The organism is Anaeromassilibacillus sp. SJQ-1 (genome assembly GCF_046693725.1).
GTDB lineage: Bacteria > Bacillota > Clostridia > Oscillospirales > Acutalibacteraceae > Anaeromassilibacillus.
In genome coordinates, this window is the sequence record NZ_JBKEIV010000004.1 from 72,501 (window position 1) to 93,006 (window position 20,506).

The following is a 20,506-nucleotide window of genomic DNA, read 5'->3' on the forward strand; positions in this document are numbered from 1 at the left end:
GCGATGGTCGCCCCGGGCGTAAGGGACCGAAATTAGAGTAGGGAAGCATGCTGGACGGGGGGCGAGAAAAGCTTATTGTATATCTGAGGCGCCCGTACCGCAAACCGACACAGGTAGATGGGAAGAGAATTCTAAGGCCAACGGGAGAAGGGTAGTTAAGGAACTCGGCAAATTGGTCCCGTAACTTAGGGAAAAGGGACGCCACGGAGACGTGGCCGCAGTGAATAGGCCCAGGCGACTGTTTAGCAAAAACACAGGTCTCTGCTAAATCGAAAGATGAAGTATAGGGGCTGACACCTGCCCGGTGCTGGAAGGTTAAGAGGAGATGTGCAAGCATTGAATTGAAGCCCCAGTAAACGGCGGCCGTAACTATAACGGTCCTAAGGTAGCGAAATTCCTTGTCGGGTAAGTTCCGACCCGCACGAATGGTGTAACGATCTGGGCACTGTCTCAATTACCCGCCCGGCGAAATTGTAGTACCGGTGAAGATGCCGGTTACCCGCGACAAGACGGAAAGACCCCATGGAGCTTTACTGCAGTTTAATATTGGGTTTCGGTAATTTATGTACAGGATAGGTGGGAGACTGGGAAGCCAGCACGCCAGTGTTGGTGGAGTCACCCTTGGGATACCACCCTTAAGTTGCTGGAATTCTAACCTGCGGCCGTGAATCCGGCCGGGGGACATTGTTAGACGGGCAGTTTGACTGGGGCGGTCGCCTCCAAAAAGGTAACGGAGGCGCTCAAAGGTTGGCTCAGCACGGACGGAAACCGTGCTTTAGAGTGTAAACGCGTAAGCCAGCCTAACTGCGAGGGTGACGGCCCGAGCAGTAACGAAAGTTGGAGTTAGTGATCCGGCGGTATGAGAGTGGAATTGCCGTCGCTCAACGGATAAAAGCTACCCTGGGGATAACAGGCTGATCTCCCCCAAGAGTCCACATCGACGGGGAGGTTTGGCACCTCGATGTCGGCTCATCACATCCTGGGGCTGTATTCGGTCCCAAGGGTTCGGCTGTTCGCCGATTAAAGTGGTACGCGAGCTGGGTTCAGAACGTCGTGAGACAGTTCGGTCCCTATCTGTCGTGGGCGTAGGATATTTGAGGAGAGCTGTCCTTAGTACGAGAGGACCGGGATGGACGCACCTCTGGCGCACCAGTTGTTCCGCCAGGAGCACAGCTGGGCAACTATGTGCGGATCGGATAAACGCTGAAAGCATCTAAGCGTGAAGCCGACTCCAAGATAAGATATCCCATAGCGTAAGCTAGTAAGGCCCCTTGAAGACTACAAGGTTGATAGGCTGCGTGTGTAAGCATGGTAACATGTTCAGCTTGGCAGTACTAATAGGCCGAGGGCTTGACCATAGTTCCTTGGTTCAAAGCTTTTTCAGTTAGCTTCTATCTTAAATCTTTATTCAGTTTTCAGTGTACTGGCAAAAGACTCATCCGATTTGGATGAGTCTTTTTTTATTGTGTGAATTGTTTGTATATATTGTAGAATTAGAATTGTAAACGGAATTGCTTTTTATTTATAAAATATATGTACGATAATAGAATATGATTGTATTATAAGTAATAGATAATTTTGTTTTGAGACCATTTAAAGAGCGTGATTCCGATGGGCTGTTTATTTTGTTTGAAGGATATTGTGAAGGGTGAAAATATAAGAAGGTTTTTATTTTCAAAAGAGAATGGCTATGCGAATCATCCGCCTTTGCATGATGTTGGTTCTCGTCATGGTTTCCATTCCTATGGCAAACGCGGTAGAGATAGACAGCCCAAAAGCTACGTCGAATATAGTTTATTTACAAAGGGATACCGGCGTGGAAGCGATCCAGCTACCGGAGAACGTGACGCAGGCGGATAAAGCCCGGATGCAGAAAAATTTGCTTTTGTACGGAAATCGTGTGCATTCGGAAAGCGAAGTAGCAAAAATTAACCAGGAGGCCGCGGCAAAAGGCGGACTGGTTTATGGCCCTTGGTTTGGCGGAGTCGAAAAATATTATAGTATGTCTACAGCAGAAAGCATGTCTGCTTTGGCGTGGGTGGCAAACGCTGTTGTTCCTATCCTTTCTGCGGCAGGGGCAATTTCTCTTGGAGCTGCGGCAGTGGCAGAGGCACTTTGTTTGGGCTGCAGGAATTCCTTCAATCAATCCGCCGGTATTTGGCACAGGATCGGAAATAAGCGTTACTATGAAGAAGCAGTATCGGGAGGTTTCTTATTCAGACGGTACATTTGCCTATTACGAAACGGGGTTTTTCGCTCAGGATTTGACGATGGGAGGAACCTACTACGGTTCTCCGGAGGCAATTTTTTCAGGGGGGCTTTACTGAGTGCATTTTACAGAAAAGCTGATCGCGTTTTTTCAAGATTACCGGCCTTTGATTATGTTTTTTGGGTCGAGCATGCTTTTTGGCGCGATATTCTTTTTGCCATACGAAAACGGTGCGGCAAGGGTTTTGGTGGGATGGCTGGGTGTTACGATTGCGAGTCTCGACTTCTCCAAAGTTCCAAAGCAAGCGGAGAATCGGAACAAAGAGATTGCAAAAACCGTTTTGCGCGCTGTACTTGTGGCGTCAGGGCTCTTTGCCGTTTTTTGGGCGCTGCCTAATATTTTATGGCGTGTGTTTTGCTCTGCGTAATCTGTTTTCCATTTCGAGTATTCTTGTTCAAACAGGGGCTCAAGTACAAGCCATCATAGAGCGCAATAAGGAAGAGGTTCTTACCAACGCGATTCCTATAACGGCTCGCAGGAGGCAATTTGCTTGGGAAGTCTTTGGTGAGGCAGGCACGGATGAAGTTCTATGAATTTTTACAAAAGTAAAGTATGGAATGAATATTTTTAATAGGGACAGCCTCCGCAAAAAGCAGGGGCGTCCCTATCGCTATTAAACTAATTGATATCTACGCTGTATGCGGCATTGTACCGTGGCTAACACTGTTTTATCCGGACAGGTATTGGATTCTTCGATTGTTGCCATCTGGATGACAACGGCGGCCAATACGCACTTTTGTAAAATATCTGAAGATGTGGATGGAAGAAGCGAGGCGATTATAGAAGTATTTCTTTGGAGAACGCTTATCGGGGTTGGCAGTGGCCGTATTTTTGCGCTGCTTGTGTCTCTGCCGTTTGGATAATGGTCACCATACCGCGAATCTTTTGCACAGCACTTAAACCTTTCCTGTATATTCGGTGGCGTGTTGATGTTATTTTTAGGAGGCGGACCCTCTATTCCGGTGAGGTACGGGGGCATATACGGAAATTATTCAGTTATACAAGGCTCCGGGATTCGAACGATTCGATTGTTAGGAGGCGACCGCTCTATCCAACGGAACTACGGGGGCGTATACAGAAAATATTCAATTTCAAAGGGTTCCGGGATTCGAACGATTCGATTTTAGGAGGATTCCATTGCATCGTTTCTTGATTCGTATCTATGAACTTGTCCGGCGCTATGGTTTATATGTTGGGGTGCTTCCCTCATTGATTGCACTCATTTTGCCGGAGAAATATTTTTATATCAGCATCCCGCTTCTGCTTTTCGCGATCTTGTTAGACAGCCTGAGCTTCTATTATGGCAGGATTCCGGAAGAGCTTGTGGAAAAGCGCCGGAAGATTGCAAAGGCAACTGTGTATGGCGTTTGCACGACTATTGCGTTATTTGCGGCGTGCTTTTTGGCGGCATTCCTTTTGCATCCGGAAACTTTTGGGAGATAGCGTCAGTTCCTCTGGAGAAGAGGAAAATTGAATTTCTCCGGCTGGCTATGGAATCTAAGTGAAAAATGATGTTTATTAAAACCGGCAGTTCTTGTCAGCTCTTTGGCTCGGTATTTCTTCTTGGTAGTTGGATGATCCTGAAAGCTTTTTTGGCAGTAGTTGCGGGAACCGCCTATTTGCCGGACTTTTCGTGCATCCCGGAGACGCAAAAAGAGGATAAAAAGGCAATCGTCAAAGCGGTCCTGCGTTCCTTTTTGGAAACGTTGGCAATCTTGGCGGTTGTTTGGGTGGTTTCTTTTCTTGCCCAATGGATACGATGAGCGGCCATCCGGTATCGAAATCCAGTAAATCAATTGGAATGTGTTTGTGGACGAGACATGTCTAGAGATCAAAGGGGGGCAGAGAAACACCTCTAATTCAGACGGAATATTTACCTATTATTGAAGTAACACCAGGTTCCAATTAACGCAATAGATTGAGAGGCACTTCTATGATGGCAAGGAGCGGCGCATTTGGAAAAAAGGGAAAATTTCTAGGAGCAGGGATTGCTGTCCTGGCGGTTCTCTCCATGATTCTATATTATGGGGTGGCGTCGGGAACAGATTTTTTCTGCACAGACCGCCCATGGAGTTTTGAGCCACGTGCAAAAATCCTTGTCTTGGGGCTTTCGATTGCAATGATTGTGTATTTGGGAATTTATCTTTTGAAAAACCAGTTGAGTTTGCGGCGCTATACGCTTTTGGCGTGGGGCTGGTTTGTGATTTTCCTTCTGTTCGCCGGTTTGTTTGCAGTTGTTTTCCCGTCTTCCGTTGGGAGCGGATGGAGTATTTGTATTTGGGCCTTTCCAAAAATGGTTTGGGCGTCGATTTTGATGGCGGCGCTCGGTGGATTCCGCCAGATGGCTGCTGGGAGGCAAACCGCGCCGCCGCAAGGCGGTTCCATACGTTGCCTGTTTTTACAGGAGCGGGGAAAATATGGGTGGTTTGCCGCCGCTGCCCTCGCAGGAGTGCTGGCAGAGGGCGCTTGCCGGATCGTTTATTTCATGGGAAACCAGGCGGTCATTTCCCGCCAGGACATGGCCTTCTTTTCGTGGGCTTCCAACGCAGGGACATTTCTGGACGGCCTGTTTCTGGCCCTGTCAAAATGGCTGCTTGCGGGCCTGGCTGTCCTTCTTTTCTATGGAAGGATGCGGCTCTCGACGTATTTGGCGGGGAATGCCCTGTATTTTGCCATTTTGTTCATGGTTCTTCCCACTCTTCAATGGCTGCTCGATCCCATGTTTGTTCAGAATGTGGTCTTTTCCGTCGGGTTGTCCTTGGTTGGCGGGATAGAAATTGTATTCGCGGTATGCCTTCTATATTTGATAGCTGCCTTTATGCAGGAGAAAAAGGGGAGAACTACCGGATGATGGAAAGAATTTTTGCAGAATGGGGTAAAACTCATAAGAAATGATAAATGATTGCCAATGTGTAACCATTTTACCCGCTGATGAAAGAGGCTCCTTACTTTTCAATAAAACAAAACCCCAGCCTTCGGCTGTTTTCTACAGCGAGGCTGGGGATTTTTTGTATATTGCGAAAGGCATTTGGACGAGTGCACTTTTCTATTCTTTACGCGTTGAATAGATCCTCTCCCATCTTGTTATTTCGTTTTCAGTGTACTTCGGAAAGAGATCGGTCCAATTGCACAGGCCCTTTATTGTTACCGTTATTCTCTTGAAACTTTTTGAATCCGTTTTCCACAGAGGCCGGCAATGCTGTGGAAAACATTCTCCGCAACCAGATTTTTTGCCGTTATAAAAAGGGTTACCACAATCCTCTTAGCCTTCTTCCCGGGTACCGGAAGCATAAATCCCAGGGTATATGTCCGAAACTTCCCTTGCCGGTTGAATGAATGCGTGTTCGTATGGACAGCTCCATGGAATGGCTCTTTTTGGATATTCCCATCCAGTCCAATTCCGTCAACCGTTTCGCCAGCTATGAAAAGGCTTACTACAAACCTCCTTAGCCTTCTTCCCGGAAACCGGAGGCATAAATCCCAGGGTATATGTCCGAAACTTCCCTTGCCGGTTGAATGAATGCGTGTTCGTATGGACAGCTCCACGGAATGGCTCTTTGGATATTCCCATCCAGTCCAATTCCGTCAACCGTTTTCGCCAGCTATGAAAAGGCTTACTACAAACCTCCTTAGCCTTCTTCCCGGAAACCGGAGGCATAAATCCCAGGGTATATGTCCGAAACTTCCCTTGCCGATTGAATGAATGCGTGTTCGTATGGACATCTCCATGGAATGGCCCTTTGGATATTCCCGTCCGGTCCAATGCCATCTACCGTTTGGCCAGATATGAAAAGGCTTACTACAAATCTCCTTAACCTTCTTCCCGGAAACCGGAAGCATAAATCCCAGGGCATATGTCCGAAACTTCCCTTGCCGGTTGAATGAATGCGTGTTCGTATGGACATCTCCATGGAATGCTTCTTTGGATATTTCCGTCCGGTCCAATGCCATCTACCATTTGGCCAGATATGAAAAGGCTTACTACAAATCTCCTTAGCCTTCCTCCCGGAAACCGGAGGCATAAATTCCAGGGCATATGTCCAAAACTTCTCTTGCCGGTTGAATGAGTGCATGTTCGTATTGACATCTCCATTGTATGCCCCTTTGGATATTTCCATCCGGTCCAATTCCGTCAACCGTTTCGCCAGACTGGATTGGAGAATTGTTTTGGAATAGATACGAGGCCAGGCAGTAGGCATGGTTTACCACATGATTTGGGTCCATTTCATGGAAGTGGTATTGTACGTCTGGAAGGCCAAGCGCGTACATCCCCAAGGTATCTACCAGCTCATGGCTAATTAGTTGGAACAAAAAACGAAAGGAAAAGCACAATCCAGACGGTATCAGCGGCAGTCTACAAGAATAAATTGTGATTTCACAAGATTGGTGTTATAATAAGAGAAAAGTTCCTGCCGGGGCAGCCGCCCCGGTGGTATGGATAGAAAGGCAGGAAAACAATATGCACATCAGCTATAAACCACTCTGGCACACACTGTTAGAGCGTGATATGAGAAAAGAGGATTTAAGGCTTGCTGCTGGTATGACAACAAATATGATTGCCAACATGAGCAAAGAGGGAAAGCACATCAGCATGGATACATTAGCCCGTATCTGCGAAACGCTGAATTGTGAGATTACCGATGTGATTGAGTTAGTACCAGACGAGCCTACTTCCACAGGAGGTAAGGAACATGAGCGAATTGAAACCAAGAATAACGGAAAATGGAATTGATTATATTCTTGTCGGAGATTACTACATCCCAGACTTGAAACTGCCGGAGGAACACCGCCCCATCGGAAAATATGGACGGATGCACCGGGAATATTTAAGAGAAGTCCATCCAGCCAGATTGAACACATTGATACTGACCGGAGAATTGTGGACATATCTTGCAGACCTGAACGAACAGGCACAGAAGCGGTTCGATACCATCATGGAGCAGATGAAAGCTGCCGAGGGTGTGACTGAGGAATTAAAGCGTACCTGTCAAATGGAATGGGTGCAGCGTTGCAATAACATTCGCAACCGGGCAGAAGAAATTGTTTTGCATGAGATGATTTATTCATAACGATATGGTAGAATAATTATGATAAATCGAAATCTATAAAGGAGAATATTGATGAAACTATTTTTATGTTCGCACTTTTCAAGTGTAGGAAGTCTGATAAAGGAAGAAATTGAAAATAAGAAAGTCGCATTTATTCCAACAGCTTCGTTGCGTGAAGGCTATATCGGTTATGTCGGCTCGGCTCGAAAATTATTCAAAAAGTTGGGAGCAATCGTAACTGAAATTGATATTTCAACGGAGGCTTATTCAACGATACAGTCTGTTTTTGAAAATGCAGATGTGATATATTTTACCGGCGGAAATTCTTTTTTTCTTATGGACTAGCTCCGTAAGACGGGAGCTGATGGGCTGCTGAAAAAGGAATTGGCAAATGGAAAATTGATGATTGGCGAGTCGGCAGGCGCAATTATATGCGCTCCAAGCATCCAATATATCGAGCAAATGGATGAAAAGCCAGAGGACTACTCACAAGAAGATGATGCAGGGCTTGATTTGATTGATTTCTATGTTCTTCCGCATTATCTTACAGCACCATTTAAGAAAGTTACCGAGAAAATAATGACTGAGTTTTCGGATTTGAATCTATGCCCAATTAACAACCGTCAGGGAATTGTAATTGATGGTGAAGGTTCAAAGGTTATTTGCAAAGACTAATTTGAAAATTCCTGTTTTTGAAACCGGAAAATCGGAAGCTGAGGGGGATAGACTATTGAGAACATATGAGAATAAAGACGAGCTTAAAAACGAGATAAATAAAAGCTTTGCAAAGTATATTTCAGAATTTAATGATATTCCTGAGCATTTAAAAGATAAGAGAGTTGATGAGATCGATCGAACTCCAGCTGAAAATCTTGCTTATCAGGTCGGCTGGACAACTCTTGTTATTAAATGGGAATCAGACGAAAGAAAGGGTATTCCTGTCAAAACTCCTTCGGATAATTTTAAGTGGAATCAGCTTGGCGAATTATATCAATGGTTCACAGATACATATGCCCAGCTGTCACTGCAAGAATTGAAAGACAGATTGAATGAGAATATCAACTCTATTTATGCAATGATTGATTCTCTGAGTGAGGAAGAATTATTTAAACCACATATGAGAAAATGGGCTGACGAAGCAACTAAAACAGCCGTCTGGGAAGTATACAAATTCATACATGTTAATACAGTTGCTCCGTTCGGAACCTTTAGAACCAAGATTAGAAAATGGAAAAAGATTGCACTATAACTTCCAGCTTGTCTTTCAGAAATTCTAACTGAATAATCACAGCACGAACCGCTGCTACATGGAATGAAGCCAACAAACCATGCAACAGCGGTTTTTCTTTACCATTTTTTCCTCTGGCTGATAGGCGTTCCCATTTTCTTTGATTTTTGGAGAATCCGAATCAGCCAGCGAAATTCTTCTTCCGATAAATTTTTGTAGTTGATACCGAGTTGCTTGCAGTAAAGCATTGCCAGTTTTTCCAAACGGCTGCCCTTGAAATTTTCGACGGCTTCCAGATTTTCTTTCAGTTCATCGGCAACGGTGGTCTGGGGCGCACTTTCACTGTCCTTTTTGTGGGATTCCCGAATATCCCGGATAATCAGGTTGAGGTCATCCAGAACCATGTGGCTGAAATATTCATCATCACTGATATGGGCAGCTTGCAGCACTTTCAAATGCGGGTCATCTTCGCCGGGGCGATACCGTTCAATGATTTCATGCCGGACGGTATCAACAAGTGCATTGAGGTTTTGAATCTGCATGGTGGCAATCCCGTCCACATAAATCTCAATGTCTGCAAGAAACTTGATAAAATCTTTATGTGTGGCAAGCTCACAGAGCAGACGGTTGTTAATCCGACCGCTTTTCAGAAGTGCAACCATCTCATCGTTCAAATGCAGCTCCGTCAATGGCGTGTTGATCTGCTCCTTGTTCTCTGTCCGGCACAGCAGATAATCAACGGAAACCCCATAGAAGTCTGCCAGCGTGATGAGGTTTCCATGATTGATTTCCTTAAAATCTTCTTTTTCATAACTGCCAAGGGCTGATTTAGAAATACCCGTCAGCTTTGAAAGTTCTTCCAGATTTAAGCCTTTGTCCTTGCGGAGTTCCCAAAGGCGTTCCTGTATGCTTGTTGCTCCTTTCATGGGTGCACGCTCCTTTCCGGCGGTTTCATTGTTGCCGTTTAACTGGATTATATCACACTTTCCGCAATCGTGGAAATTTCTGATTTTTACCCCTAATTCCTACTTTGTGGACATACGGCACAGGGCACAAAAATGTTCTATGATACAGGTAGTTCATCGATGGATTATTCCAATCGAATGACCAGCCTGTGTGGGATATGCTTCCCCGGCGATGTAGCGCCATGACTTTTGGCAGGGATATGGAGGAACCCTGACCGAAACGAGCGTACCAAAGGGAGCGATACGCCGCTGTGAGATTCAGGGGAGGAACGACACCGGGGAGAACTGGCGAACTGACACCGAAATGATACCGAAACACGACAATCTGATAGGGGGATAGTCTACCCTATCGCTGATACTTCGGGAGATTTTAAGCGGCTCTATGGCTGTAATTTTGCCGAAAATCGCCCCGAAACCATACACGAAAACGGGAGGAAACACAATATGCCGAGAATGAGCAAAAAGAGGAAGCATGAGCTTTCCTTTTACCTCAATGACCGGGGGCGTGTCACTTACAACGAATTATGCCGGAAATGCCAGCATGGGTGCAAGCAGAGCTTCCGGGCGGTTGTGATTGACTGCCCCCGTTATTTATCCAAACGAGCAAAGAAAAAGGAGGAACACACCGAATGAATTTTGAATTTATGACGATAGACACACCATTACCGCCCTGTATGCCATTTCCCAGAGCGTTGACAGGATTTCCAGTCAGCAGCACCGCAAAGGTCATGTACTGCCGGATGCTGGACGCTATGCTATCCAAAGGGAAGGAGGACGAGAACGGAATCCTGTTTGTCTGCTTCCCCATCACAGCCATTGCCGCAGTCCTGTCCCGCAGCCCCATGACGGTCAAGCGTTCTCTGAATGAACTGGAAACCGCCGGACTTATCATGCGGGTGCGTCAGGGCATTGGAGAACCAAACAGGATTTATGTGCTGATACCGGGAAAGGAGGACGCTGCCCTTGCCTGATACCTCAAAACTGGAAAAGCTCAACCGGGAGTTGGAAAAAAGCGAAAAGAAACTGCGGAAAGCCATCAATGATGAAAAGGCATTGCAGCACCAGTTGAAGCAGCTTACCCGAAAGGAACGGACGCACCGGCTCTGTACTCGTGGCGGTATGCTGGAAAGTTTTCTGCAAGAGCCGGAACGCCTGACAGATGATGATGTCATGCTGCTGTTGAAACTCATTTTTCACAGGCAGGACACGCAGGAACTATTGAAAAAACTGCTGGAACGGGAGAAGCCGGAAACCCCTTAGTTTACTAAGGGCGCAATTATACACCACCCAAAGGTTGGTGCATTGCGTTCTCCGAAGGCTCCTCGCCGGAGGGCTGTAATTTTCCGCAGCCACGGTCTGCTCCAAATCAAACAGGGGACGCTACACTTCCCCTGCGCTGGCTTTCGCCAGCTACCCTTTTGTGGACTTGCCATCTGGGGACACCTTGCGTTGCAAGCTGTTCCCAGCCGACAAGTTTTACAGAATCAGTTTTCTGTCTTTTGAGAAGAAATGAAAAATGTTATACTAAAAAATGAAAATGCCTATTGACTCTCACGGAACGTCATAGATTAAAGTTACCTTATCAGGAACAGGAGGTCAGCAGCTATGAGGACAGTAAAAGAAATATCAGATTTAACAGGTATCAGCGTTCGCACGCTTCACTATTATGATGAAATCGGGTTGTTAAAGCCAACAGAAAAAAGTGATGCGGGATACCGGCTTTATGACGATAAGGCACTGGAAACATTACAACAGATTTTATTTTTCCGTGAGTTTGATATCTCCTTGAAAGAAATCAAAGCTGTTTTGGACAATCCGGCTCTTGAAAGAAATCAGATTCTACAAGTACAGCGAAAAATGTTGGTAACAAAGAAAGAACGAATGGAACGTCTGATTGCCAGCATTGATGACATTCTGAAAGGAGAGAACAAAATGGATTTTACAATTTTTACCAAAACAGAAGTAGAAGAAATGTTCCAAACCATGCTTGAGCATATGCCGGAGAATATGAGAAACATTGCAATTAAAGAATTTGGTAGCATTGAACAATGGAAAAAGCATTATATGGAAGTCGTATCTTCGGAAGAAATGCAGAAAGGCTATGCAAAGGTAGTTGAATGGTATGGTGGAAAGGACAAGTTTCTGTCTGTTGCCCGAACTCCCGTCAGCAAAGAAGTTGCAGAAAGCTATAACAAACGGATAGAAGCGATTTTGCAAAAACTGATTGCAAAACAGAATTGTGACATAGATTCTTTTGAAGTAAAAGAGCTTGTTGGAGAATATGGCTTTGTTATGAAACAGCTTGCCCAGATAAAAGAAGAAAAAGGCTTTATGATGGCACAGGCGCAGTATTACCGCAATGAACAAATCAAACCAATGATAGACGAAAAATACGGTGAAGGGGCTTCTGATTTCTTTGCACAGGCAATAGAAAACTATTATAAAGTTAAGTAATCTTGAATTTTAACTAAATACCCGCCGCCCCCAGCGGCACACCAAGCAGGAAATCTGAAAAAGGTCTCCTGCTTTTTTTATACCTAAAATCGGAAAGGAGGAACACTAAATGCCCTGTCCACACAATCAAATCTCCATCGTCCAGCGTAGCAACCGCCAGTCTGCTGTTGCCGCCGCTGCTTACCAAAGCGGCGAAAAGCTGTTCTGTGAATACGACCAGCAAGTGAAGCACTACCCAGAAAAGCGTGGTATCGTCCATAATGAAATCCTGCTCCCGGCAAATGCCCCGCCAGAGTATGCAGACCGCAATACCTTATGGAACGCCGCCGAAGCTGTTGAGAAGCAATGGAACTCCCAGCTTGCAAGGCGGTGGGTGCTTTCCATTCCCAGAGAGATACCGCCCGACCAGTACGCCGCCCTTGTCCGGGATTTCTGCAATCAGCAGTTTGTTTCCAAAGGAATGTGCGTGGATTTTGCCATCCATGACAAAGGGGACGGAAACCCTCACGCTCATGTCATGCTGACTATGCGGGCAATGGATGAACATGGGAAATGGCTTCCCAAGAGCCGCAAGGTTTATGACCTTGACGAGAACGGGGAACGGATAAAACTTCCGTCCGGCAGATGGAAAAGTCACAAGGAAGATACGGTTGACTGGAACGACCGCAAGTATTGTGAAATCTGGCGGCATGAATGGGAGATCATCCAGAACCGCTATCTGGAAGCCAACAACCGCCCGGAGCGGGTGGATCTCCGTTCTTATGAAAGACAGGGGCTTGATATTATCCCTACCGTCCATGAGGGTGCTGCTGTCCGGCAGATGGAAAAGCGAGGGATTCAGACCAACATCGGAAATCTGAACCGGGAAATCAAAGCCGCCAACAGCCTGATGAAGTCTATCCGGCAGCTTATTAAAAATCTCAAAGGCTGGATTATCGAGCTTAGTGAAAAACGAAAAGAACTGCTTGCGGAAAAAGCTGCGGAGGAAGCGGTATTTCTTCCCAATCTGTTGATGAAGTACATGGAGGTACGAAAGGCAGAACGGAGCGACTGGACACGGGCGGGACAAAACCGTGGAACTTCCAAAGACTTAAAGGCAGTCAGCGAAGCCCTGTCCTATCTTCAGAGAAAGGGACTTTCCACCGTGGAGGATTTGGAAAACTTTATAGAAACGTCCGGGAAATCTGCCGCCGACTACCGAAAGCAGATGAAGCCAAAGGAAACCCGCAGCAACGTGATTGACGCTATCCTTGCCGCCCGGACGGACTGTAAGGAATGTAAGCCCGTTTATGAGAAATACCAGAAGATATTTTTCAAGAAAACTAAGGAAAAATTCAAGCTGGAACACCCGGAGGTTGCCCGGTTTGAGAAAGCCAGTGCCTACCTTGCCAAGCACCCGGATGATAAGGACAGCACGAAAAAGGAGCTTTTGCAGGAACAGGCGAAGCTTGTGGGCGAAATCGCAGACTTGAAAGTACCGTTGACCGAGGTGCAGGAAGATTTGAAGAAGCTGCGGGACATCCGCTACTGGGTACGGAAAGCCACACCCGGCACAGAGGAAAGCAAAGAGCCGCCCAAGAAGCAGCCCCTCAAAGAAGTCTTGCAGGATAAAGGCTGACGAGAAGAAAGCACAGAAAAACGCCCCGGCGCAGACGAAACACAAACAACAGGATATGGAACTTTAACAGGCACTTGCCATTTTCAGATTGAGAATGATAAGTGCCTTTTCTTTTTTACAAGGAGGAATTGATTTGAATGTATTTGAAGCTGTGAAGCAGTCCGTTACGACAAGACAGGCTGCGGAGCATTACGGAATCCGGGTAAACAGAAACGGGATGGCTTGCTGCCCGTTCCACAACGATAAGACCCCCAGCATGAAGCTGGACAAGCGTTTCCACTGCTTCGGATGTGGTGCAGATGGGGATGTGATTGATTTTGTAGCTGCCCTGTACGGGCTGGGGAAAAGGAAGCCGCCGCACAGTTGGCGAGTGACTTCGGGCTTGCCTATGAGGACTGGAAGCCACCGGGCAGGGCAAGGAAGCCCAAGCCCCGGCAGAAATCCCCGGAAGAACAGTTCCGGGAAGCAAAGGCACATTGCTTCCGTGTCCTTGCCGATTATCTACACCTCTTACGGGTATGGAAAACCGACTATGCCCCGCACTCCCCGGAGGAAGCGTTTCATCCCCGGTTCGTGGAAGCCTTGCAGAAGCAAGCCCATGTGGAATATCTGCTGGATGTGCTGCTGTTCGGGGAGACAGAGGAAAAAGCGGTTTTGATTATGGACTACGGAAAGGATGTGATACAGCTTGAACAGCGAATGGCAGAGCTTGCAGCCGCAGACGCAGCAAGAACTAAAAAACACCATGAACGCCATGCAGCCGCCCCAGAGCGTTGAGGAAGTAAAGGCAACTCTGGAAACCACCGAGAAAGGCGGCGTCCGCCAGAGCATACGGAACTGCCTGACCGTATTCCAGCGTGACCCTGTGCTTGCCGGGGCAATCGCCTACAACATCCTGACCGACCGCAAGGACATCATAAAGCCCATCGGTTTTCACAGAGAAAGCACAGCCCTGACCGATACGGACATGAAGTATCTGCTTCTCTATCTGGAGGAAACCTACGGGCTTACCAGTGAGAAAAAGATTGAAACCGCCATCGGGATTGTGGCGAATGAGAATAAGTACCACCCCATCCGGGATTTTCTGAACAGCCTTGCATGGGACGGGACTGAGCGCATCCGCTTCTGTCTGCGGCACTTTCTGGGAGCTGATGTGGACGATTACACCTATGAAGCCTTGAAGCTGTTCATGCTGGGGGCGATTACAAGGGCATTTAAGCCCGGAAGCAAGTTTGAAATCATGCTGTGTCTGGTAGGCGGTCAGGGGGCTGGCAAATCCACCTTCTTCCGGCTGCTGGCAGTCCGGGACGAGTGGTTTTCCGATGATTTGCGGAAGCTGGACGATGATAACGTGTACCGCAAGCTGCAAGGTCACTGGATAATTGAAATGTCGGAAATGATGGCAACCGCCAATGCCAAGAGCATTGAGGAAATCAAGTCCTTTCTAAGCCGCCAGAAAGAGGTTTACAAAATTCCCTATGAAACTCACCCGGCAGACCGCCCCCGTCAATGCGTGTTCGGCGGCACTTCCAACGCCCTTGACTTTCTCCCCCTTGACCGTTCCGGCAACCGCCGATTTATCCCGGTCATGGTGTACCCGGAGCAAGCCGAGGTTCACATTTTGGAGGACGAAGCCGCTTCCAGAGCCTATATCAGCCAGATGTGGGCGGAAGCAATGGAGATTTACCGAAGCGGCATGTTCAAGCTGTCATTCAGCCCAGCCATGCAGCGGTATCTCAAAGAACACCAGCGGGATTTTATGCCGGAGGACACCAAAGCCGGGATGATACAGGCTTACCTTGATAAGTACACCGGGGAAACGGTCTGCTCCAAGCAGCTCTACAAGGAAGCCTTAAACCACACCTTTGATGAGCCGAAGCAATGGGAAATCCGGGAAATCAACGAGATAATGAACCAGTGCATTACCGGGTGGAACTACTTTTCCAATCCGAGGATGTTTGCGGAATACGGCAGACAAAAGGGCTGGGAGCGTGAAATCCCGGCAACGGACACCGACAACCCGCCCGAAAAATCTATGGACGGTTTTGTGGAGGTCACAGAGCAGATGGAGCTTCCATTCTGAAAATGACAGCCCGTTGCCGACTTCGTTGCTATCCCGTTGCCGCAGCCGGTTGCCGGGGAAATCCCTTATTTCCGGGCTTTTTCCCTCTCTGACAACCAAAACAACAGAAAAATAAAAGAAAAGTATAAATAGTAATCAACGCCAGATTGAGATTGTTTGCAAGGTCTTTTGAAGCCCGTTGCCGGACTTCGTTGCCGACCGTTCTCTGTCTGGCTATTTTCATGTATGGAGGATAACTGCCTATGGCGAAAAATAAGACCAAGATTGAAGTGACAACCGTATTTGACGGGGAACTGGACGCCACCGATGTGTTCGTCAGCCTGATTTCCCAGAAATACGGCAAAACAAATACAAAAGAATATCTTGCTAAAAAGAAAGATTTGAAGTATAATGAAGATGAGGTTCAACAGAGCCAGATACCGTCTGGATTGTGTGGGTAAATGGCTATGATGAACGAAATGGAATACAGAACAATCGGTTCAGCACTTGCCGGGGGCTATCGTGCGGCGGTCTATTGCAGGCTGTCAAAGGACGATGACCTGCAAGGCGAAAGTGCCAGTATCGCAAACCAGCGTGATATGCTGGAAAAATACTGCGAAAAGCAGGGATGGGAGGTTGTGGCAGTCTATCAGGACGATGGCTTCACAGGTCTTAATATGGAGCGTCCTGATTTACAGAGAATGTTGAGAGCCATTGAGCGCAGGCAAATCAACCTTGTCATCACGAAAGACCTCAGCCGACTGGGGCGTAACTATTTGCAAACAGGGCATTTGATTGAGGACTTTTTCCCAAGAAACGGTGTCCGCTATATCGCCATGAATGACGGTATCGACACCCTGCGGGATAACAACGACATCGCCCCGTTCAAGAATATCCTGAACGAGATGTACAGCAAGGATATTTCCAAGAAAGTCCATTCCTCTTATCTTCTGAAAGCGCAGAAAGGACAGTTTACCGGGTGTCTTGCCCCGTTTGGGTATCGGAAAGACCCGGAGGACAAAAACCATCTGCTCATTGACGAGGAAACCGCCCCGATTGTGCGGCTGATTTTCGGATATGCCCTAAACGGTCATGGTCCGAACTATATCCGCAGACGGCTGGAGGAAGAAAAAATCCCCTGCCCCACATGGTGGAACCGGGAACGGGGGCTTCGCAATACCCGCACCAAATGGGAAAAGAAAGACCCGGAAAACGGGCGGTATATGTGGGACTTTTCCGTTATCAAAGACCTTTTGATGAATCCCGTTTACACTGGGGCGATTGCTTCCCAGAAAAAGGACTACCGTTTCAAAATCGGCACGATTGGGGAAAAGAAGCCGGAGGACTGGATTGTAGTGGAAGGACAGCATGAACCGCTGATTGACCGCATGAGCTTTGACATTGTGCAGAACAAGCTGAAATCCCGCCAGCGTCCGGGGCAGACCAATGAAATCAGCCTGTTTGCCGGACTGATAAAATGCGGCGAGTGTGGGAAGTCTCTGACGGTACGCTACACAAACGCAAAACATCCCCAGCAGATTTACTCCTGCAAGACCTACAATGCCTTTGGAAAGAACCACTGCACCCAGCACCGGATTGATTATGACACCCTTTACAGTCATGTGCTGCGGAAAATCCGGGAATGTGCCAGAGCTGCCCTGATGGACGGGAAAGCGGTTGCTGACCGCCTGACCAATACCTGTGAAGCCGAGCAGCGGGAACAGCGGGAAGCAATGGAACGCTCCCTTACAAGGGACGAGGAACGGATTGAGGTTCTGGACAAAATGGTAATGCGGCTTTATGAAGATATGATTGCAGGGCGTATCAGTGAGCAGAACTTCAACACCATGCTGGAAAAGACACAGACCGAGCAGACGGAACTTAAAACAAAAGTGTCCGAGGGCAGAAAGCGGCTGTCCGATGAAGTCCAGCTTGCCAATGACGCAAAACAATGGGTGGAAGCCATTCAGGAATATGCCAACATCACAGAGTTGGACGCAGCCACCCTCAACCGCTTAATCAAAGAAATCGTCGTGCATGAGCGCATTGACGAAGATAAAACAAGACACATTTCTATCGAAATTCATTTTAATCTCAAACCCATCCCGGAGGTGGAACAGGTCACTGCCTGACCTGTCCCGCCGGGACGGTTCTCTTAAAAACACCATATAGATTTTTTGTACGCCGCCGCCCGCCATCGAGCAGAGTTTTACACCTAATTGGGAATAAAACACGTTATCCTGTGTGCCCTGTATCCGGAAAAAGCGTGCGTTTACAGCAAGGCGTATAAATGGGTCCTGCTTTTCTGCGAGAATATCACGGACTTGCTGCGCCGTATGCAATTTTCCAGCGGATGGGACCCATACGCCAAGGCAGGAAGGAAAGAGATCCATCGCCACCTGAAGCCACTCCAAGAGCATTTGCGAACGCTCTTGGTAGGATAACAAGCTGCTCATAAAGTCAGAAAGCATCACTTTCCATGGGCAACGGTCCAAAAGAGCCTCGCCGTCCGGGATATTCCAAAGTTGGCTGCGCTCCATGAAGCCCAATTTTTCTGTTCCGGACGGCATTTCTTCTGTGAGCAAAATCTGTGCGGGGACCTGCTTGACGTCAGAAAAATCCACAGGATATTTTTTAAGAGCGAACGACCAAAGCCCTTTGGAACATACAATGTCTACTTGGCCAAATGCCTTTCGCAGAGCTGCATGAACGGTCTCGATCGGGGGACGCTGAGGCTTTTCCGAAAATAATAGATGGATAAAGAAAATTCGCTGAAAATCCCCTTTTTCCTCTAAATTTTGCTGTAAAGGACTCTGCTCCTGCTCCATAGGAACGTTCACGTTTTTCGTCTGGTCTTTTTCGCCACAATTTTGAAGTTCCATAAGAAGTCCCTTTCTTCCCTTGGCTGTATACGCTTTTGTAGCTTCTTTTTTGAACAGTCTATGAGAATGTCCCCTGTATGATAAGACTCTAAAAGCCTTGTCAGAGATTCCCAAATTCATCGGGCCGAAAGTAGGTAGTAGAGAACTCCCTGCTAGCCGAATTGACCGCTATTGAAAAACCAATCAGACAAGCGTCAGGTTAGACTTCGGCCGACGGCGCCCGCGACGGCACGCACTTTTTTAACCAGCGCTTGATACTCCGGAATGGTAAGCTGCTGGGCGGCGTCGCTCATAGCGACCTTCGGATTGGGATGTACTTCAATGATAAGTCCATCGGCCCCGGCGGCAATTCCGGCCAGCGATAGGCTTTCAATATAACGCGATTTACCTGCGGCATGGGATGGATCGATGATGATCGGTAAACTGCTGCGCTCTTTGACCACAGCTACAGCAGAGACATCCAACGTATTACGCGTTGCCGTTTCAAAGGTACGAATGCCGCGCTCGCAAAGTACTACATTATAATTTCCTTCGCTCATAATATATTCAGCAGCATCCAGCCATTCCTCAATGGTGGAGGCGATACCACGTTTGAGCAGCACTGGCACCTTGGACCGCCCAATTTCCCGTAAAAGGCGGAAATTCTGCATGTTGCGAGCGCCAACTTGGAACATATCGCAATATTTCGCGGCTGTATCAATCTGATCGTGAGAGATCACTTCACTGACGACCTTGAGACCGGTTGCGTCAGCGGCCCTGCGCAGAAGTTTAAAGCCTTCATCTTCCATCCCCTGGAATGCATAGGGGGATGTGCGCGGCTTATATGCTCCACCGCGTAAAAAAGTAGCTCCAGCGGCCTTAACCCCTTGGGCAGCCTCGAGTATTTGTTCTTCACTCTCAACCGCACAAGGTCCTGCCATTAGAACCAGATCTTTCCCGCCAATCTTCTGATCGCCCACCTCCGCAATACGGCCATCCGGACACATTTCGCGGCTGGCAAGCTTATAGGAATGCATAATGGGCACACATTTCTCGACGCCGTCCATCAACTCTAGGTTGACATCGGCCAACTTGCTTTTATCGCCTAGTACACCAATAATGGTCGCCTGAGCGCCGGTGGAGAGGTTTGCTCCGAGGCCGTGTGCTTTCAGGACATCAACAATTCTATCCACGTTCTCCTGCGAGGAGCCGTTTTTCATGACAATAATCAAGTAATCACTCCCTTTGATACTTTTATAACTTTATGCTTTAAAGTGCTAAATAACATTATACGAAAACGATTTATAAAAAACAAGTGGGAAATAAAAAATTCTCCGATATGATTGTCCCCAGGGAGAACGTTGTCATGTATAGACCTGAAATCAACAAAAATCTGCTGAAAGATGACAAGGGGTATCCTTTTAAAGGCAAAAAAATATAAAAAAACAGCCACCCTATTGGGTGACTGCTTTGATGTTGGCACCTTCCTATTGTCCCAGGCCGTTGCCAGCCAAGTATCGTCGGCACTAATGAGCTTAACTTCCGTGTTCGGGATGGGAACGGGTGGACCCTCATCGTCATCGACACCAACTATTTATTTTGTTTGTCGCTCTCACCGGCGACTTCTAAATAATATCACAGAAAGTTTGAAAATGCAAGCACTTTTTTAAATTTTTTGAAATTTTTTTGGCGGTAACCGGATTTCCTTTTGTAAGTTTCTGTTTACATGAAATATCGTTACGAAATTCAGCCGATTGGTTCTGTTTGGTTGGTGGTTGGTTATTTTATGTCATAAAATGAAGTCTTTCTATAAAGGAGTGGAATGGAATCCATCTTTTCATTGTTTGAAACCTACGATGCATAACAATTTTTGTGGTGCTGGTTATATCAATAGCAATCTAAGATTGGATATAATTCGATCATGCACAGATTTGTATAAAAGTTCTTTACAATTCTTTTGATAAATGGTAATATATTGCCAAAGAAAGCAAAGGCACAAAA

The 20,506-nt window shown here is 47.1% G+C and carries 19 protein-coding genes, 2 rRNA genes and 4 pseudogenes (1 of these 25 running past the window's edge); 19 read left to right on the forward strand and 6 right to left on the reverse strand.

From position 1 onward, the window contains the following. The 6 genes from ACGCCZ_RS00595 to ACGCCZ_RS00620 form a co-directional block, all read left to right on the forward strand. Nucleotides 1-1,358, forward strand: a 23S ribosomal RNA gene (locus ACGCCZ_RS00595) (it extends 1,475 nt beyond the left edge of the window). A gap of 386 nt (nucleotides 1,359-1,744) precedes the next feature. After that, on the forward strand, nucleotides 1,745-2,605 hold the full coding sequence (locus ACGCCZ_RS00600; RefSeq protein ID WP_411655038.1) for a hypothetical protein: 861 nt from the start codon (nucleotides 1,745-1,747) through the stop codon (nucleotides 2,603-2,605). A 317-nt stretch (nucleotides 2,606-2,922) separates the two neighbouring features. Further along, the gene (locus ACGCCZ_RS00605) at nucleotides 2,923-3,132 is read left to right on the forward strand and encodes a hypothetical protein (protein WP_085534383.1); all 210 of its coding nucleotides are present in this window, start codon (nucleotides 2,923-2,925) and stop codon (nucleotides 3,130-3,132) included. Between the two features lie 274 nt (nucleotides 3,133-3,406). Beyond that, nucleotides 3,407-3,712: a hypothetical protein gene (locus ACGCCZ_RS00610; RefSeq protein WP_054325052.1), complete on the forward strand. Its 306-nt coding sequence runs from the start codon at nucleotides 3,407-3,409 to the stop codon at nucleotides 3,710-3,712. Between the two features lie 65 nt (nucleotides 3,713-3,777). Continuing rightward, entirely contained in the window at nucleotides 3,778-4,032 is a 255-nt protein-coding gene (locus ACGCCZ_RS00615; RefSeq protein ID WP_411655039.1) for a hypothetical protein, read from the forward strand. A gap of 170 nt (nucleotides 4,033-4,202) precedes the next feature. Next, on the forward strand, nucleotides 4,203-5,120 hold the full coding sequence (locus tag ACGCCZ_RS00620) for a hypothetical protein (RefSeq protein WP_411655040.1): 918 nt from the start codon (nucleotides 4,203-4,205) through the stop codon (nucleotides 5,118-5,120). 299 nt (nucleotides 5,121-5,419) lie between these two features. On the opposite strand, the gene ACGCCZ_RS00625 is transcribed toward ACGCCZ_RS00620, so the two are convergent. Both ACGCCZ_RS00625 and ACGCCZ_RS00630 read right to left on the reverse strand, forming a co-directional pair. Next, nucleotides 5,420-5,815 carry a hypothetical protein gene (locus ACGCCZ_RS00625; RefSeq protein WP_411655041.1) on the reverse strand — a complete coding sequence of 132 codons (396 nt, stop codon included), beginning with the start codon at nucleotides 5,813-5,815 and terminating at the stop codon, nucleotides 5,420-5,422. Between the two features lie 447 nt (nucleotides 5,816-6,262). Then, a pseudogene (locus tag ACGCCZ_RS00630) lies at nucleotides 6,263-6,556 on the reverse strand (DUF4261 domain-containing protein); the annotation flags it as partial. 82 nt (nucleotides 6,557-6,638) lie between these two features. Between ACGCCZ_RS00630 and ACGCCZ_RS00635 the strand changes: the two are divergent. The 4 genes and pseudogenes from ACGCCZ_RS00635 to ACGCCZ_RS00650 all read left to right on the forward strand — a co-directional run bounded on the left by ACGCCZ_RS00635 (nucleotide 6,639) and on the right by ACGCCZ_RS00650 (nucleotide 8,566). Further along, nucleotides 6,639-7,001: a helix-turn-helix domain-containing protein gene (locus tag ACGCCZ_RS00635; RefSeq protein WP_325213449.1), complete on the forward strand. Its 363-nt coding sequence runs from the start codon at nucleotides 6,639-6,641 to the stop codon at nucleotides 6,999-7,001. Continuing rightward, entirely contained in the window at nucleotides 6,961-7,338 is a 378-nt protein-coding gene (locus ACGCCZ_RS00640) for a TnpV protein (protein WP_054325002.1), read from the forward strand. The genes ACGCCZ_RS00635 and ACGCCZ_RS00640 overlap by 41 nt, the downstream gene beginning before the upstream one ends. Before the next feature lie 51 nt (nucleotides 7,339-7,389). Further along, nucleotides 7,390-7,992 (forward strand): annotated as a pseudogene (locus ACGCCZ_RS00645) (Type 1 glutamine amidotransferase-like domain-containing protein). Nucleotides 7,993-8,047: 55 nt separating this feature from the next. Continuing rightward, nucleotides 8,048-8,566, forward strand: a complete 519-nt coding sequence (locus ACGCCZ_RS00650; RefSeq protein WP_007047424.1) for a ClbS/DfsB family four-helix bundle protein — start codon at nucleotides 8,048-8,050, stop codon at nucleotides 8,564-8,566. Between the two features lie 98 nt (nucleotides 8,567-8,664). Here ACGCCZ_RS00650 and ACGCCZ_RS00655 read toward each other — a convergent pair whose 3' ends face one another. After that, the gene (locus tag ACGCCZ_RS00655; protein WP_007047423.1) at nucleotides 8,665-9,471 is read right to left on the reverse strand and encodes a helix-turn-helix domain-containing protein; all 807 of its coding nucleotides are present in this window, start codon (nucleotides 9,469-9,471) and stop codon (nucleotides 8,665-8,667) included. 483 nt (nucleotides 9,472-9,954) lie between these two features. Between ACGCCZ_RS00655 and ACGCCZ_RS00660 the strand changes: the two genes are divergently transcribed. From ACGCCZ_RS00660 to ACGCCZ_RS00700, 9 genes and pseudogenes are all read left to right on the forward strand, one after another. Beyond that, the gene (locus ACGCCZ_RS00660) at nucleotides 9,955-10,143 is read left to right on the forward strand and encodes a hypothetical protein (RefSeq protein WP_002304353.1); all 189 of its coding nucleotides are present in this window, start codon (nucleotides 9,955-9,957) and stop codon (nucleotides 10,141-10,143) included. Further along, complete coding sequence (locus ACGCCZ_RS00665) at nucleotides 10,140-10,481, forward strand: DeoR family transcriptional regulator (RefSeq protein WP_005924748.1); 342 nt, start codon at nucleotides 10,140-10,142, stop codon at nucleotides 10,479-10,481. The genes ACGCCZ_RS00660 and ACGCCZ_RS00665 overlap by 4 nt, the downstream gene beginning before the upstream one ends. Then, nucleotides 10,474-10,770, forward strand: a complete 297-nt coding sequence (locus ACGCCZ_RS00670; protein ID WP_002594808.1) for a DUF3847 domain-containing protein — start codon at nucleotides 10,474-10,476, stop codon at nucleotides 10,768-10,770. Before ACGCCZ_RS00665 ends, ACGCCZ_RS00670 begins: the two co-directional genes overlap by 8 nt. A 345-nt stretch (nucleotides 10,771-11,115) precedes the next feature. Beyond that, on the forward strand, nucleotides 11,116-11,964 hold the full coding sequence (locus ACGCCZ_RS00675; protein ID WP_054325003.1) for a MerR family transcriptional regulator: 849 nt from the start codon (nucleotides 11,116-11,118) through the stop codon (nucleotides 11,962-11,964). 109 nt (nucleotides 11,965-12,073) lie between these two features. Continuing rightward, nucleotides 12,074-13,649 (forward strand): annotated as a pseudogene (mobQ, locus tag ACGCCZ_RS00680) (MobQ family relaxase). A gap of 66 nt (nucleotides 13,650-13,715) precedes the next feature. Continuing rightward, nucleotides 13,716-14,359: pseudogene (locus ACGCCZ_RS00685) on the forward strand (CHC2 zinc finger domain-containing protein). Further along, complete coding sequence (locus ACGCCZ_RS00690) at nucleotides 14,328-15,665, forward strand: virulence-associated E family protein (RefSeq protein WP_008394605.1); 1,338 nt, start codon at nucleotides 14,328-14,330, stop codon at nucleotides 15,663-15,665. Before ACGCCZ_RS00685 ends, ACGCCZ_RS00690 begins: the two are co-directional and overlap by 32 nt. Nucleotides 15,666-15,907: 242 nt before the next feature. Continuing rightward, nucleotides 15,908-16,105 (forward strand): hypothetical protein, encoded by a 198-nt coding sequence (locus ACGCCZ_RS00695; RefSeq protein ID WP_002595176.1) that lies wholly within the window; start codon nucleotides 15,908-15,910, stop codon nucleotides 16,103-16,105. Continuing rightward, nucleotides 16,106-17,776 carry a recombinase family protein gene (locus ACGCCZ_RS00700; RefSeq protein ID WP_008394601.1) on the forward strand — a complete coding sequence of 557 codons (1,671 nt, stop codon included), beginning with the start codon at nucleotides 16,106-16,108 and terminating at the stop codon, nucleotides 17,774-17,776. Here the strand turns inward: ACGCCZ_RS00700 and ACGCCZ_RS00705 are convergent. The 3 genes from ACGCCZ_RS00705 to rrf all read right to left on the reverse strand — a co-directional run bounded on the left by ACGCCZ_RS00705 (nucleotide 17,660) and on the right by rrf (nucleotide 20,096). Next, nucleotides 17,660-18,526: a hypothetical protein gene (locus tag ACGCCZ_RS00705; protein WP_411655042.1), complete on the reverse strand. Its 867-nt coding sequence runs from the start codon at nucleotides 18,524-18,526 to the stop codon at nucleotides 17,660-17,662. The genes ACGCCZ_RS00700 and ACGCCZ_RS00705 overlap by 117 nt on opposite strands. A gap of 194 nt (nucleotides 18,527-18,720) precedes the next feature. Continuing rightward, on the reverse strand, nucleotides 18,721-19,737 hold the full coding sequence (gene aroF, locus ACGCCZ_RS00710) for a 3-deoxy-7-phosphoheptulonate synthase (protein ID WP_054325012.1): 1,017 nt from the start codon (nucleotides 19,735-19,737) through the stop codon (nucleotides 18,721-18,723). Between the two features lie 242 nt (nucleotides 19,738-19,979). Continuing rightward, nucleotides 19,980-20,096 (reverse strand): 5S ribosomal RNA (rrf, locus tag ACGCCZ_RS00715). Between the last annotated feature and the right edge of the window lie 410 nt (nucleotides 20,097-20,506).

What these genes read in the sequence shown, in the direction of transcription:
- ACGCCZ_RS00600 (WP_411655038.1), top strand. Translation starts at nt 1,745, where the DNA reads ATGGCAAACGCGGTAGAGATAGACAGCCCAAAAGCTACGTCGAATATA.
- ACGCCZ_RS00615 (WP_411655039.1), top strand. Translation starts at nt 3,778, where the DNA reads ATGATGTTTATTAAAACCGGCAGTTCTTGTCAGCTCTTTGGCTCGGTA.
- ACGCCZ_RS00620 (WP_411655040.1), top strand. Translation starts at nt 4,203, where the DNA reads ATGATGGCAAGGAGCGGCGCATTTGGAAAAAAGGGAAAATTTCTAGGA.
- ACGCCZ_RS00640 (WP_054325002.1), top strand. Translation starts at nt 6,961, where the DNA reads ATGAGCGAATTGAAACCAAGAATAACGGAAAATGGAATTGATTATATT.
- ACGCCZ_RS00655 (WP_007047423.1), bottom strand. Translation starts at nt 9,471, where the DNA reads ATGAAAGGAGCAACAAGCATACAGGAACGCCTTTGGGAACTCCGCAAG.
- ACGCCZ_RS00660 (WP_002304353.1), top strand. Translation starts at nt 9,955, where the DNA reads ATGCCGAGAATGAGCAAAAAGAGGAAGCATGAGCTTTCCTTTTACCTC.
- ACGCCZ_RS00665 (WP_005924748.1), top strand. Translation starts at nt 10,140, where the DNA reads ATGAATTTTGAATTTATGACGATAGACACACCATTACCGCCCTGTATG.
- ACGCCZ_RS00675 (WP_054325003.1), top strand. Translation starts at nt 11,116, where the DNA reads ATGAGGACAGTAAAAGAAATATCAGATTTAACAGGTATCAGCGTTCGC.
- ACGCCZ_RS00690 (WP_008394605.1), top strand. Translation starts at nt 14,328, where the DNA reads ATGAACGCCATGCAGCCGCCCCAGAGCGTTGAGGAAGTAAAGGCAACT.
- ACGCCZ_RS00695 (WP_002595176.1), top strand. Translation starts at nt 15,908, where the DNA reads ATGGCGAAAAATAAGACCAAGATTGAAGTGACAACCGTATTTGACGGG.
- ACGCCZ_RS00700 (WP_008394601.1), top strand. Translation starts at nt 16,106, where the DNA reads ATGGCTATGATGAACGAAATGGAATACAGAACAATCGGTTCAGCACTT.
- ACGCCZ_RS00705 (WP_411655042.1), bottom strand. Translation starts at nt 18,526, where the DNA reads ATGGAACTTCAAAATTGTGGCGAAAAAGACCAGACGAAAAACGTGAAC.